The 13,267-nt window shown below is 69.8% G+C and carries 11 protein-coding genes and 1 pseudogene; 10 read left to right on the top strand and 2 right to left on the bottom strand.

Annotated elements, in window-relative coordinates; all coding sequences use genetic code 11:
- Nucleotides 1-1,011: 1,011 nt before the first annotated feature.
- A pseudogene (locus tag A5780_RS43070) lies at nt 1,012-2,181 on the top strand (hypothetical protein); the annotation flags it as partial.
- Between the two features lie 3 nt (nt 2,182-2,184).
- Nucleotides 2,185-3,072, top strand: coding sequence for an HAD-IIA family hydrolase (locus A5780_RS11850; protein WP_064907003.1), 888 nt, complete (start codon nt 2,185-2,187; stop codon nt 3,070-3,072).
- A 66-nt stretch (nt 3,073-3,138) separates the two neighbouring features.
- On the opposite strand, the gene A5780_RS11855 is transcribed toward A5780_RS11850, so the two are convergent.
- Nucleotides 3,139-3,846: a YdcF family protein gene (locus tag A5780_RS11855; RefSeq protein ID WP_082940897.1), complete on the bottom strand. Its 708-nt coding sequence runs from the start codon at nt 3,844-3,846 to the stop codon at nt 3,139-3,141.
- Nucleotides 3,847-4,008: 162 nt separating this feature from the next.
- Here A5780_RS11855 and A5780_RS11860 point away from each other — a divergent pair, with 162 nt between their 5' ends.
- From A5780_RS11860 to recN, 4 genes are read left to right on the top strand one after another with little or no spacing between them, the layout of a single operon-like run.
- Complete coding sequence (locus A5780_RS11860; RefSeq protein WP_064907001.1) at nt 4,009-4,299, top strand: hypothetical protein; 291 nt, start codon at nt 4,009-4,011, stop codon at nt 4,297-4,299.
- A gap of 1 nt (nt 4,300) precedes the next feature.
- Entirely contained in the window at nt 4,301-5,137 is an 837-nt protein-coding gene (locus A5780_RS11865) for a TlyA family RNA methyltransferase (protein WP_030518950.1), read from the top strand.
- Nucleotides 5,134-6,159: an NAD kinase gene (locus tag A5780_RS11870; protein ID WP_082857395.1), complete on the top strand. Its 1,026-nt coding sequence runs from the start codon at nt 5,134-5,136 to the stop codon at nt 6,157-6,159. Before A5780_RS11865 ends, A5780_RS11870 begins: the two co-directional genes overlap by 4 nt.
- Nucleotides 6,137-7,912: a DNA repair protein RecN gene (recN, locus tag A5780_RS11875; protein WP_064907000.1), complete on the top strand. Its 1,776-nt coding sequence runs from the start codon at nt 6,137-6,139 to the stop codon at nt 7,910-7,912. Before A5780_RS11870 ends, recN begins: the two co-directional genes overlap by 23 nt.
- A gap of 15 nt (nt 7,913-7,927) precedes the next feature.
- Here the strand turns inward: recN and A5780_RS11880 are convergent, their stop codons facing one another.
- Nucleotides 7,928-8,350, bottom strand: a complete 423-nt coding sequence (locus A5780_RS11880; RefSeq protein WP_030518953.1) for an SRPBCC family protein — start codon at nt 8,348-8,350, stop codon at nt 7,928-7,930.
- Nucleotides 8,351-8,522: 172 nt separating this feature from the next.
- Between A5780_RS11880 and steA the strand changes: the two genes are divergently transcribed.
- The 4 genes from steA (at nt 8,523) to A5780_RS11900 (ending at nt 13,244) form a co-directional block, all read left to right on the top strand.
- The gene (gene steA / locus A5780_RS11885) at nt 8,523-9,737 is read left to right on the top strand and encodes a putative cytokinetic ring protein SteA (protein WP_036524839.1); all 1,215 of its coding nucleotides are present in this window, start codon (nt 8,523-8,525) and stop codon (nt 9,735-9,737) included.
- Nucleotides 9,738-9,754: 17 nt separating this feature from the next.
- Nucleotides 9,755-10,669 carry a copper transporter gene (locus tag A5780_RS11890; RefSeq protein WP_369829520.1) on the top strand — a complete coding sequence of 305 codons (915 nt, stop codon included), beginning with the start codon at nt 9,755-9,757 and terminating at the stop codon, nt 10,667-10,669.
- 197 nt (nt 10,670-10,866) lie between these two features.
- On the top strand, nt 10,867-12,603 hold the full coding sequence (locus tag A5780_RS11895; protein ID WP_030515927.1) for a CTP synthase: 1,737 nt from the start codon (nt 10,867-10,869) through the stop codon (nt 12,601-12,603).
- The gene (locus A5780_RS11900; protein WP_064908452.1) at nt 12,600-13,244 is read left to right on the top strand and encodes an NUDIX hydrolase; all 645 of its coding nucleotides are present in this window, start codon (nt 12,600-12,602) and stop codon (nt 13,242-13,244) included. Before A5780_RS11895 ends, A5780_RS11900 begins: the two co-directional genes overlap by 4 nt.
- Nucleotides 13,245-13,267 lie beyond the last annotated feature (23 nt).

Raw genomic sequence — 13,267 nt, forward strand, 5'->3', positions numbered from 1 at the left:
GGTGTGGGAGAGTAGGACACCGCCGGAACATACATTCAGGTAAGGCCCCCAACCAGCAGGTTGGGGGCCTTACCCATATACGCCCCTTTTTGTTCGGCGCTGCCGCTACACCGGATTTTCGTCCGGATCCGCGACTCGTCGCCCCCGGCCACTCGCGATGCGCGCGCGGGCCGGGCAAGTGGGGAAGCGTTCGTGTCGCGTGATTGAATTTATGGTGGTTGCAGACGGGTGCCGGCGGACGGCGCGGTCTGCATGTCATCACCGGCTGCTCGTGCCGGATCAGAGAAAGGTAACGCTGTGTCGGAGCATGACGACGGTAGGAGACCCTTCCGCCGTGGCAGTACCGGTCCGGACTCGGCCGGCTCCGGCACACCTGCCCATGACCGCGGAGAAGGGGAACGTCGCTCCGGAGGTTTCCGGCGCGGCGACGACACCAGCCGCTCGGGCGGATACGGCGCCCGTGACGACGATCGGCGCGGCGGTAGCGGGCGCGGCGACGACCGCCGTGGATCCGAGCGCGGCACCGGCGGTTACGGCCGCGGTGGAGACGACCGCCGTGGATCCGAGCGCGGCACCGGCGGTTACGGCCGCAGTGGAGACGACCGCCGCTCCGGAGGCTTCCGGCGCGACAACGACGATCGCCGTTCCGGTGGATATGGGCGCGGCGACGACGACCGTCGCTCCGGTGGTCACGGGCGCGGTGGAGACGACCGCCGCTCGGGCGGCCATGAACGTGGCGGAGACGACCGTCGCTCCGGTGGCTTCCGGCGCGACAACGACGATCGCCGTTCCGGTGGTTACAGCCGTGGTGGCGACGATCGCCGCTCGGGTGGTTACAACCGTGGTGGGGACGACCGCCGTTCCGGTGGTTACAGCCGTGGTGGCGATGACCGTCGTCCCGGTGGTTACAGCCGTGGCGGGGACGACCGGCGTTCCGGTGGTTTCGAACGCGGCGGCGACGATCGCCGCTCCGGGGGATACGGTCGCGGTGGTGACGATCGCCGCTCGGGCGGGTTCCGGCGTGACGAGGGCGATCGGCGGTCCGGCGGCTACGGGCGCGGCTCGGATGATCGCCGAGGCGGATTCCGGCGTGACGAGGGCGATCGGCGGTCCGGCGGCTACGGGCGCGGCTCGGATGATCGCCGAGGCGGATTCCGGCGTGACGAGGGCGATCGGCGGTCCGGCGGCTACGGGCGCGGCTCGGATGATCGCCGAGGCGGATTCCGGCGTGACGAGGGTGGCCGGCGACCGGGAGGTCCGAGCGGCCGTGAGGATCGTCCGGGTGGTTACGGCCGGGGCGAGGGTGATCGGCGCGGCGGGTTCCGGCGCGGTGGCGCGGATGCCGAGCGTCGATTCGGATCGGCGGACGAGGCCGACACCACCGCGCACACCGGAGAATCGGCGGAGGCCGGCGCGAACTTCGAGGACCGGGAGCCGCGGCGACGGGGTGGTGAAGGGGCGCGCGTCGGCGGTGAGAGCCGGGCGGGGCGGCCCGACGAGCCCGCGTTGCCGGACGATGTGCAGGCGAGCGATCTGGACGGCGCGGTGCGCCGCGATCTGCTGAGCCTCGACAAGAACAACGCCGAGGCGGTCGCCCGGCACCTGGTGATGGCCGCCCGGCTTCTCGACGAGGACCCGGAGCAGGCACTCGAACATGCGCGCGCGGCACGGCGCCGCGCCGGACGCATCGCGGTGGTCCGCGAAACCGCCGGTGTCACCGCCTATCACGCGGGTGAATGGGCCGAGGCCCTCTCCGAGCTGCGTACCGCGCGCCGGATGTCCGGCGGCTCGGGTCTGCTGGCGGTCATGGCCGATTGCGAACGCGGGCTGGGACGGCCCGAACGCGCGATCGAACTCGGCCGCAGCGACGAGGCGCGGGCACTGTCGGGCGACGAGGCGACCGAGCTGCGGATCGTCGTCGCCGGTGCGCGAATGGATTTGGGCCAATACGATCAGGCCGTGGTCACCCTGCAGACGCCGGAACTGGATCCCTCGCGCTCCGGTTCCGCCTCGGCACGGTTGTTCTACGCCTATGCGGAGGCGCTGCTCGCCGCCGGCCGGTCCGACGAGGCACTGCAGTGGTTCCTCAATGCGGCCGCGGCCGATGTCGACGGTGATACCGACGCCGAGGAGCGTGCCGACGAACTCGCGGACGCACAGGTCGACGACGACGTGGAGTAACTAGTGGCAGCATCGCTTCGGGAGAGCTTCGAGGCCCTCCTGCTGGATCTGGACGGCACGCTGTATCGAGGTGCGCAGGTGATCACCGGCGCACCCGCCGCTCTCGACGCCGGCGGTGGCGCGCAGAAGCTGATGTTCGTCACCAACAACGCCAGCCGGTCGGCCGGTGTGGTGGCCGCGCATCTGCGCGAATTGGGTTTCGGCGCAAGTGAATCCGAGGTCGTTACCAGCGCGCAGGCGGCGGCGCATGTGCTCGCCTCCCGGCTGGCCGCCGGATCCACCGTGCTGATCGTCGGCACCGACGACCTCGCGGCGGAAATCGAACAGGTCGGCCTGCAACCGATTCGGCGTTTCAACGGCGTGGCTCCCGCCGCGGTCGTGCAGGGGCATTCCCCGCAGACCGGATGGCCGGACCTCGCCGAGGCGGCCTACGCCGTGCGGGCCGGGGCCCTGTGGGTGGCCGCGAATGCGGATGCCACCCTGCCGAACGAGCGCGGCCTGGCGCCGGGCAACGGCGCGATGGTCGCCGCATTGCGAGCCGCGACCGACCAGGAGCCGGTGGTAGCCGGTAAACCCTATGCGCCGCTGCTCGAGGATGCGCTGGTCCGCGCGGCGACCCGCGACGTGCTCGTGGTGGGAGACCGTCTCGACACCGATATCGACGGCGCCCGGTGCGTCGGCCTGCCGTCGTTGATGGTCCTCACCGGCGTCAGCACCCTCGACGATCTGCGAGCCCGCCCCGCCGACCACCGGCCCACCTACATCTCCCGAACTCTCGACGCGCTGAATCACCCGGTGATCCGGCACGATTCTCCCGAGGGTGACACGGTCGACCACCTGGTCAGACTGTTGGACGAAAACCCCGGTCGCGCAATCGAATTGCTTCGGTAACTGTCCGGCTCACCGCGTTCACCACGGCCGAGTCGACGACTGCCCGATCCGCGCCGGGATCGTCGGTCAATCGCGGCGATCCTCGGCAGCTGTGAACGCTGCCGCGGTCTCGGGGAGGATGCCCAGGCGCCGGAGTAGTGGAGTGGCGGCAGCTCCGGCGCGGCGCCGGGTGATCGCCGCCGATTCGTGTGCGGCAGTGGGGATTTTGAGCCACCAGCATTCCAGCGGCCGGTAGTCGGCGGCGGGGGCGAGGCGTTCGGCGAGGTCCGGCCGCTGCGCCCACAGATAGCGGCGGGCGCGGGCGGCGTGCATGGGGTCGGAGGCGATCATGATGCGATCGGCTCGTTCCATGGCGGGAATGGTGAATTCGATGTTCTGCCACGTGGTTTCGGCCGATGTCTCCGTCCGGATTCGCTCGGGCGGAACACCGAGGTGAGCGCGGGTGTATTCGGCCATCACCGTCGCTTCGACCCAGGGGCCGTGCACGGCGCCGCCGGTGAAGATCAGGAATCCGTCGCGGTCGCGCGGCAGCGAGCGGGCGCCGATGCGGCATCGCCAGCGCTGCAGCGCGCGCGTCCGGCCGTCGGCGGCGGCCGGGTAGCCCAGCACCACCACCGCGTCCACACCGCCGGTTCGTGGTTCCCGCCGCGGTCCGAGCAATCGCCGAGATGCGCGCCAGTGGGCGTATTCGGCGGCGGCGACCACCGCGGCCGCCGTCGATGCCGCCGCGAGTGCGACGAACCGGACAGATCCCTGTCGTCGCTTACCTCCCACGCCGCCATTGTGCCAATACTCGCCGCGCCCCACCGGTCCTGGGGCTGCAGCTGTCGACGCAGGGCGGCCGGCGCCCGGCCGCTGGACGCCACCGTGACCTCCGTTTCACCCGTGCCGCCGCTTGCCTGTCCGTCGTGGAACTCCGGTAGCGTTGTCGGCACCATGACTACGCCCATTCCGCGTCCGCATCCGTCCGGTTTCTCCGGTCCTCGCCCGGGAGTTCCGCTGCCCGGGCAGCATCTCGCGGGAGGGACGGCGGAGTTCGCCGATCCGGAGCAGGTGCGGGCCGAGGTAGCGGCGCTGCTGGCGGAATTGCCCGGAGCGCGGCGCGTGAGCAGCGACGAAGCCGACGGGGTGGACCGCGCGGGAACCGATATCACCCGGCGGGCGCGCATTCTCGAACAGGCCCACGAGGTGCTGGTCGGCGCCCTGGCGACGGTGGACAAGATCTGAGGTGGCCAGGCGCGCGCGAGTGGACGCCGAACTGGTTCGCCGCGGATTGGCGCGATCGCGAGAGCACGCGGTCGAACTGATCGGCGCGGGCCGCGTCCTGATCAACGGTGCGGTCGCGTCGAAACCGGCGACCGCGGTCGAGCCGAATACCCCGCTGCTGGTGCGTGAGGAACCCGACGAGGTCCAGTGGGCCTCGCGTGGTGCGCACAAGGTGCTGGGCGCGCTGGAGGCGTTCGAACCGCTCGGGGTGAGCGTGGCCGGGAAGCGCTGCCTGGACGCCGGTGCGTCGACCGGCGGGTTCACCGATGTGCTGCTCGCCCGCGGCGCCCGCGAGGTGGTCGCCGTCGATGTGGGCTACGGCCAGCTGGTGTGGCGGCTGCGCAACGACGAGCGGGTCCGCGTGTTCGACCGCACCAATGTGCGCGCGCTGACGCCCGAGGCGATCGACGGACCGGTCGAGCTGGTTGTCGCGGATCTGTCGTTCATCTCGCTGGCGCTGGTGCTGCCCGCGCTGGCCGCCTGCTGCACACCGGGCGCGGATCTGCTGCCCATGGTGAAACCGCAGTTCGAGGTCGGTAAACAGCGAGTAGGCTCCGGCGGTGTGGTGCGTGACCCGGCTCTGCGCGCCGAGGCGGTGACCGAGGTGGCCGCCGCGGCCGCCGAGCTGGGCCTGCGTACCCGCGGTGTGGTCGCCAGCCCGTTGCCCGGCCCGTCGGGCAACGTCGAGTATTTCCTGTGGCTGCGCAAGGACACACCGGACACGGATTCGGCCGAGACCGAATCGGAGCCCGATATCAGCGAATTGGTGCAGCGTGCGGTCGAGGAGGGGCCACAGTGAAGCGGGAGATCCTGCTCGTCGCCCATCCGGGCCGTTCCGAACTGCTCGAGACCGCGCATCGGGTCGCGAAGATCTTCGCCGACGCCGGAATCGGGTTGCGCGTCCTCGAGGACGAGGCCTACAGCACCAAGCTGGATTTCGACGACACCGGCGAACCCGACGGCTATCCGGTGCGGGTGGTGCCGCACGGTCCCGAAGCCGCGGTCGGCTGCGAGATGGTGCTCGCGCTCGGTGGCGACGGCACCTTCCTGCGCGGGGCGGAGATGGCACACCCGGCCCGGGTTCCGGTACTGGGAATCAACCTCGGACGCATCGGATTTCTCACCGAGGCCGAGGCCGAACATCTGGACGACGCGCTGGCCCAGGTGGTGCGCGGCGATTACCGCATCGAGCAGCGGATGACCGTAGATGTCAGTGTCCGCGTCGATGATGTTGTCGTGGAACGCGGATGGGCCCTCAACGAGGCCAGTATCGAGAATGCCGCCCGGATGGGCGTGCTGGAGGTCGTCCTCGAAGTCGACGGCCGCCCGGTGTCGCAGTTCGGTTGTGACGGCGTGCTGATCGCGACACCCACCGGCTCCACCGCCTATGCCTTCTCCGCGGGTGGTCCCGTGGTGTGGCCCGAACTCGAGGCGCTGCTGGTGATTCCCAGTAATGCGCACGCACTGTTCGCACGGCCGCTGGTGACCAGCCCGGAGTCGCGGATCGCGGTGGAAACCGTTGCGACAGGCCATGATGCGATCGTCTTCCTGGACGGCCGGCGTACGCTGGCATTACCGCGGGGTGGGCGATTCGAAGCGGTGCGCGGCGCCGAACCGGTGCGGTGGGTGCGGTTGGATTCCGCCCCCTTCGCCGACCGGATGGTGCGCAAGTTCCGCTTACCCGTGACAGGCTGGCGGGGCCGGCGGCCGGAACGGCCGTGCGCGCCGGAGCCGGCCCGCACCCCCACCGAGCAACCCGGCTCAGGCGATAGCGAACACCGCCGAACGGAGAGCACACGTGCTGACAGAGATCAGGATTGACGGCCTCGGCGTCATATCCACCGCCACCGCGCAGTTCCACGAGGGACTGACCTGTGTGACCGGTGAGACCGGTGCCGGCAAGACGATGGTGGTCACCGGACTGCATCTGCTCGGTGGCGCCCGCGCGGACGCCGGACGGGTGCGTCAGGGCGCGCAGCGGGCCGTGGTCGAGGGCCGGTTCACCGTCGAGGACGTGCACGACAGCGCCCGCGACGAGGTCGAGAAGGTGCTGGAATCCTCCGGCGCGCAACGCGACGACGACGACAGTGTCATCGCGGTGCGTACCGTCGGCAGCGACGGGCGTTCCCGCGCCCATCTCGGTGGCCGCAGTGTGCCGGCCGCGGTGCTGTCGGATTTCACGGCGCCGCTGCTGACCGTGCACGGGCAGAACGACCAGCTGCGACTGCAGCGTCCCGATCAGCAACTGCAGGCCCTGGACCGGTTCGCCGGCGATGCGGTGGCCGGGCTGCTGCGCAAATATCAGCTGGCCCGCCGCACCTGGCTGCAGGCTCGCGCCGAGCTGCTGGAACGCACCGCGCGCAGCCGTGAACTCGCCCTCGAGGCCGATCGGCTGCAGCATTCGCTGAACGAAATCGATTCGGTCGCACCGGAACCCGGTGAGGACGAGCGCATCGTCGCCGAGGTGCTGCGGCTCGGCGATCTGGATTCGCTGCGAGAGGCGGCCGGCGCCGCCCATGCGGCCCTCGCGGGTTCCGGCGACGGTGAGGGCGCCGGTGCGCTGGACGCGCTCGGTGGTGCGCGGGCCCGGCTGGAATCCAGTGACGATCCGGCGCTGACCGCGTTGGCGCCGCGGCTGGGGGAGGCCATCGCGGTGGTGGTCGATGTGACCACCGAGTTGAGTTCGTATCTGTCGGATCTGCCGTCGGATCCCGCGGCGCTGGACAGCCTGCTCACCCGCCAGGCGGAACTGAAATCGCTGACCCGCAAATACGCACCCGATGTCGACGCGGTGATCGCCTGGGCCGACGAGGCGCGCACCCGCCTGGCCTCCCTCGACGTGTCGGAGGAGGCGCTGGCGGCGCTGGCCGCCGAGGTGGAGACCGCGGCCGGGCAGGTGCGGGAGACGGCGAAGAAGTTGACCGCCGCCCGGCGCAAGGCCGCCCGCAAACTCGCGACCGCGGTGAGCGCCGAATTGAGCGGACTGGCGATGGGCCGCGCCAAACTCGAGGTGGAGGTGCGGCCGCTGGCGGCGGCCGCGCAGGACAGTGCGCCCATCACCGTCGAGGGGGCGGAGCTGCATGCCGGCGCGTCCGGTGTGGACGAGGTGGAATTCCGGCTGTCCGCCCACTCCGGCGCGCAGTCGCTGCCGTTGAGCCGCAGTGCGTCCGGTGGTGAGCTCTCGCGCGTGATGCTGGCGCTGGAAGTGGTGCTCGCGGCCTCCGAATACGGCTCGACCATGGTGTTCGACGAGGTCGACGCCGGTGTCGGCGGCCGCGCCGCGGTGGAGATCGGGCGACGGCTGGCGCGGCTGGCCCGCACCCATCAGGTCATCGTGGTGACTCATCTGCCGCAGGTGGCCGCCTTCGCCGACACCCACCTCGTGGTGGACAAGGTCGACGACGGCAAGGGCGTCAACAGCGGGGTGCGGGCGCTGACCACCGACGAGCGGGTCGTCGAGCTGGCTCGCATGCTGGCCGGTCTCGACGACACCGAGACCGGCCGCGCCCACGCCGAGGAATTGCTGGCCACCGCGCGGGCGGAGAAGGCCGACACCACCTCGGCGGCGGGCTGACGAGCTGCGAAGCGTCTACTTGGCGACGGCCTTCTTGGCGGCCTTGAGGAACGGCGAGATCAGGCCGCGCAGAAACAGTTCCGTCGCCTTGTCCGGCACCGGCAGCTTGGGCTCGGATTCCATCCGGTACGACACCAGGGTGCCGCCCGGGGCGTCGGCGAAGGTGATGGTGCCGACGTGCCGCTTCACCGGCGCACCGGCGATGATCCGGTATTCCATGCGCTCACCGGGAACCAGTTCGGTGGTCTCCTCGGTCACACCGATGCCGCCCACGCCCACCAGGTAGCGTGCACCGACGCCGGAGGCCTCGGGAGCGCCGGGCTGACGCAGCGTAATGCGCACGGGCAGATAGCCGTTGAGACTGTCGCGCTCGGCGAACAGCTTGTAGACGACGTCGCGCGGTGCGGGAATGACCGTGTCGACGGTGGTACTGGCCATGGCGTTCTCCTTCGGATGCAGTGAGCCGAAGCATATCGGTACCAGCGGTACCACCCGGCACGCCAGTCGACGTCGTGGAGGCGTGCGTTTGCTGGCCTCATGCCAGGGGATGTGATAGGACGTCGGCGCGCCTCCACCACAGGTTGAGAGTCGGCGTCCATTATCGGATGCCATGAAGATGCTGGCGCTGTTGTCGCGCAACACCGAAACGCTTCCCGGCGTCACCGGGATGGCCCGGGTGGACCGCAATACCCGGCGTCTGCTCAAGCGGGTCGGGGCGGGCGATGTGGTGGTCCTCGACGAGATGGACATCGATCGCCTCACCGCTGACCGGCTCGTCCAGGCGGGCGTGGCGGCGGTGATCAATGCCTCGCCCTCGATTTCGGGCCGCTATCCGAACCTCGGCCCGGAAGTGCTGGCCGCCAACGGGATCGTGTTGCTGGATGCTGTCTCCGCCGACGTGTTCGGCAAGATCAAGGACGGCAGCAAGGTCCGCATCGATGCCGGCGTGGTGTATGCCGACAAGTTGACCAAGAAGGAACCGGAGGTTCTGGTCGAGGCCATCGAGCTCACCGATCAGGTCATCGCCGAGCGGATGATCGCGGCGCGCAACGGGCTGGCCGACCATCTGGAAGCCTTCGCCGGCAACACGACCGAATACATCCGGACCGAAAGCGCGATGCTGATCGACGGTCTCGGGGTTCCGGCCCTGGATCTGTCGATGCGCGGCCGCCATGTCGTGGTGGTGGCCGACGGCGTGGACAGTCGTGACGACCTCAAGGCGATCAAGCCGTTCGTCAAGGAGTACGCGCCGATTCTGGTCGGTGTCGGGCGCGGCGCCGACATCCTGACCAAGGCCGGATATCGTCCCGATCTGATCGTCGGCGACCCGGAGGAAATCACCGCGAGCTCGCTGAAATGCGGTGCCGAGCTGATACTTCCGGCCGATACCGACGGGCATGCCAAGGGGCTGGAGCGAATTCAGGACCTGGGTATCGGCGCCACCACCTTCCCGTCCTCGGGATCGGCGGCGGATCTGGCGCTGCTGCTGGCCGACCATCACGGGGCCGCGCTGATCATCACCTGCGGGGCGCCGGCCTCACTCGACGACTTCTTCGATCGCAGCCGCCGCGAATCGGCTCCGGCGATGTTCCTGACCCGGCTCAAGGCGGGACCGAAACTGATGGACGCCAAGGCCGTCGCCACCCTGTATCGGCAGGGCAACTCCGGCTGGGCGACCGCACTGGTGGTGCTGGCCGCGCTGATCGCGCTGATCGTCGGACTGCTCGTGTCCTCGCATCTGGGCAGCGATGTGCTCGATTGGCTGGATTCGGCGTGGCGGCAGTCGCAGGACTGGCTCCATCGACTATCGGACCGTCGGGGGTAGAGAAAGCAGTGGGTTCCATGCGTCGGCTCGTCGTTTCCCTGGCCGCGATCTTTCTGGCATTGGCGGTGGGTGCGGCGCTCGGCGCCGTCGTCCGCCAGGGTGGTCCGGGTGGCGGTGACGATCTGGCTCAGCGCAACGGCGCGCTCGCGGCGGCCAACGGGCAACTCGAGCGGCAGGTCGGTGCGGCCGACGACTTCATCGCCCGGTCGGCGGGCCGCATCCTGAACGGAACCCTCGCCGATCACACGGTGCTCGTATTCACCACCCCCGATGCCGACGGCGGCGATGTCGACGCGGTGACGGCAGCCCTGACCACTGCCGGGGCGAAGGTCACCGGGCGGGTCGCGCTCACCGACGCCTTCGTCGACGCGTCGCAGGGCGACCGCCTGCGGACCGCGGTCACGAATATGATTCCCGCCGGCGCTCAGTTGCAGACCGAGGCGGTGGATCAGGGCAGCCTCGCCGGTGATCTCCTCGGCCTGGCGTTTCTCACCGACCCCGCCGACGGCGCCGACCGTGCCACCGCGCAGGAACGCGGGCTGATCGTCGACACCCTGCGCAACGGCGGCTTCCTCGCCGCCGGTGACTTCGCGCCGGCCCAGTTGGCCGTGGTGGTGACCGGGTCCGGCGCGCGGGCCGACGACAACGGCCAGGGATCGATCACGGCGCATTTCGCCGGGGCGCTGCGCGGACGCGGGGCGGGGCTGGTGCTGGCGGGACGGGCCGGTTCCTCGGACGGATCGGGGCCGATCGCCGAGGTGCGCCGCGAGAACCGCCTCGACGCGACGGTGTCCACGGTCGACAACGTGGACCGCGAAACGGGCCGGGTCACAACGGCTCTCGGCCTCGCCGAGCAACTGGGCGGCAAAACCGGTCACTACGGCACCGGGCCGGAGGCGACCTCGCTGTCGGTGACCGCTTCTCCCGGCTGAGCGCGGCCGCCGCTGTCGACCGCGATCGGATGATCCGTCACGTCGGAGCGAGTGCCGGGCGACCGGTGCGTCCTGGGCGCCGCGTCATGGGGTTGCTGCGCTGAATGAGACGGAAGTGACAAACCGGCAGGACGACGTCCGACATTCCCCGCGTGGCATTCGTTTCGCAACCGTTTTTCGTGTTAGCGTGGAGTTCCGTGAGTCAATCGCGGATTCCGGCGCGTTCCCCCCATCAGACGGCCACCAAACACATCTTCGTGAGTGGCGGTGTCGCCTCCTCCCTCGGCAAGGGACTGACCGCCTCCAGCCTCGGCCAGCTGCTGACCGCCCGCGGATTGCGGGTCACCATGCAGAAGCTGGACCCGTATCTGAATGTCGACCCCGGCACCATGAATCCCTTCCAGCACGGCGAGGTGTTCGTGACCGAGGACGGCGCCGAAACCGACCTCGACGTCGGCCACTACGAGCGCTTCCTCGACCGTGATCTGTCGGGCTATGCGAACGTCACCACCGGGCAGGTCTACTCCACCGTGATCGCCAAGGAGCGGCGCGGCGAGTACCTCGGCGACACCGTGCAGGTCATCCCGCACATCACCGACGAGATCAAGAACCGGATCCTCGCGATGAGCGGTCCGGATCTGCAGGGCCAGACCCCGGACGTGGTGATCACCGAAATCGGCGGCACCGTCGGCGATATCGAATCCCAGCCGTTCCTCGAGGCCGCGCGCCAGATCCGGCACGAGGTGGGCCGGGACAACTGCTTCTTCCTGCACGTGACGCTGGTGCCGTATCTGGCGCCCTCCGGCGAGCTGAAGACCAAACCCACGCAGCACTCCGTCGCGGCGCTGCGCAACATCGGTATCCAGCCCGACGCGCTGATCCTGCGCTGCGACCGCGAGGTGCCGCAGGGGCTGAAGAACAAGATCGCGCTGATGTGCGACGTCGATGTCGACGCCTGCATCTCCACGCCCGACGCGCCGTCGATCTACGACATCCCGAAGGTGCTGCACCGCGAGGGCCTCGACGCCTACGTGGTGCGCAAGCTCGGCCTGCCGTTCCGCGATGTCGACTGGACCGTCTGGGGCGATCTGCTGGACCGGGTGCACAACCCGCGCGAAGAGGTGACCGTCGCGCTGGTCGGTAAATACGTCGACCTGCCGGACGCGTATCTCTCGGTGACCGAGGCACTGCGGGCCGGTGGTTTCGCGGCCAAGGCCAAGGTGAACATCCGCTGGGTGCAGTCCGACGAATGCGAGACTCCGGAGGGCGCGCAGCATCACCTCGGCGATGTCGACGCGGTGCTGATCCCCGGCGGCTTCGGCATTCGCGGCATCGAGGGCAAGGTCGGCGCGATCCGGTTCGCGCGCACCCGCTCGATTCCGCTGCTGGGCCTGTGCCTGGGACTGCAATGCGTGGTGATCGAGGCCGCCCGTTCGGTGGGACTCGAGGACGCCAACTCCGCCGAATTCGAGCCGGAGACAACGCATCCGGTGATCTCCACGATGGCCGATCAGGCCCAGGCGGTCGCCGGTGAGGCCGACCTCGGCGGCACCATGCGACTGGGCGCCTATCCGGCCGTGCTGGAGAAGGGCTCGGTCGTGGCGCAGGCCTACGGCACCACCGAGGTGTCGGAGCGGCATCGGCACCGCTACGAGGTCAACAACGCCTATCGCGACAAGATCGCCCAGAGCGGTCTGCGATTCTCCGGTACCTCGCCGGACGGGCATCTGGTCGAGTTCGTGGAGCTGCCGGCGAACGTACATCCGTACTTCGTCGCGACCCAGGCGCATCCGGAGCTCAAGAGCCGGCCGACCCGGCCGCATCCGCTGTTCGCCGGACTGGTCGACGCGGCGTTGAAATACAAAGGCGCCGAACGGCTTCCGGTGGAGATCTACGGCGAGGAGGCCGATGAGGCCGAGCGAGTCGCGCAGTGAGCGAACCCGGTAACCACAACTTCCGCGTCGTCGGCACCGAGACCGTGTATTCGGGCGCGATCGTCGCGCTGCGGCGGGATCAGGTCGAGATGCCCGGCGGGCGGATCGCCGAACGCGAGGTGGTCGAGCATCACGGCGCGGTCGCGATCGTCGCCCTCGACGACGACGGCTCGGTGGTGCTGATCAACCAGTATCGGCATCCGATCGGGCGGCGGTTGCTGGAGTTGCCGGCCGGCCTGCTCGATCAGGCCGGTGAGGATCCGCTGGCGGCCGCGCAACGCGAACTCGCCGAGGAGACCGGTCTGGCGGCGCGGGAGTGGTCCACGCTGGTGGATGTGGTGCTGTCGCCGGGGTTCACCGACGAGGCACTGCGCATCTATCTCGCGACCGGGTTGTCGGACACCGATCGGCCGGACCCCGAGCACGAGGAAGCCGATCTGTCGATCGTGCGGATGTCGCTGCAGGACGCGGTGACCGCCGCGCTGTCGGGCCGGATCGAGAACGCGACCGCGGTGGCCGGTGTGCTGGCCGCGTCGGTCGCGCGGGCGAACGGCACGACGCTGCGGCCCGCCGACGCGCCGTGGCCGGGTATGCCGACGCAGCTGCTCGATCGGAAGGCCGCCGAACACGCACGGGCCTGATGGACAACCGGCCGGGTGCCTCA

This window comes from Nocardia sp. 852002-20019_SCH5090214 (assembly GCF_001665865.1).
GTDB classification, from domain to species: domain Bacteria; phylum Actinomycetota; class Actinomycetes; order Mycobacteriales; family Mycobacteriaceae; genus Nocardia; species Nocardia nova.

Bases quoted from the DNA above. Each gene is read 5' to 3' on its own strand.
- A5780_RS11860 (WP_064907001.1), top strand. From the start codon at position 4,009: ATGACTACGCCCATTCCGCGTCCGCATCCGTCCGGTTTCTCCGGTCCT.
- A5780_RS11880 (WP_030518953.1), bottom strand. From the start codon at position 8,350: ATGGCCAGTACCACCGTCGACACGGTCATTCCCGCACCGCGCGACGTC.
- steA (WP_036524839.1), top strand. From the start codon at position 8,523: ATGAAGATGCTGGCGCTGTTGTCGCGCAACACCGAAACGCTTCCCGGC.
- A5780_RS11890 (WP_369829520.1), top strand. From the start codon at position 9,755: ATGCGTCGGCTCGTCGTTTCCCTGGCCGCGATCTTTCTGGCATTGGCG.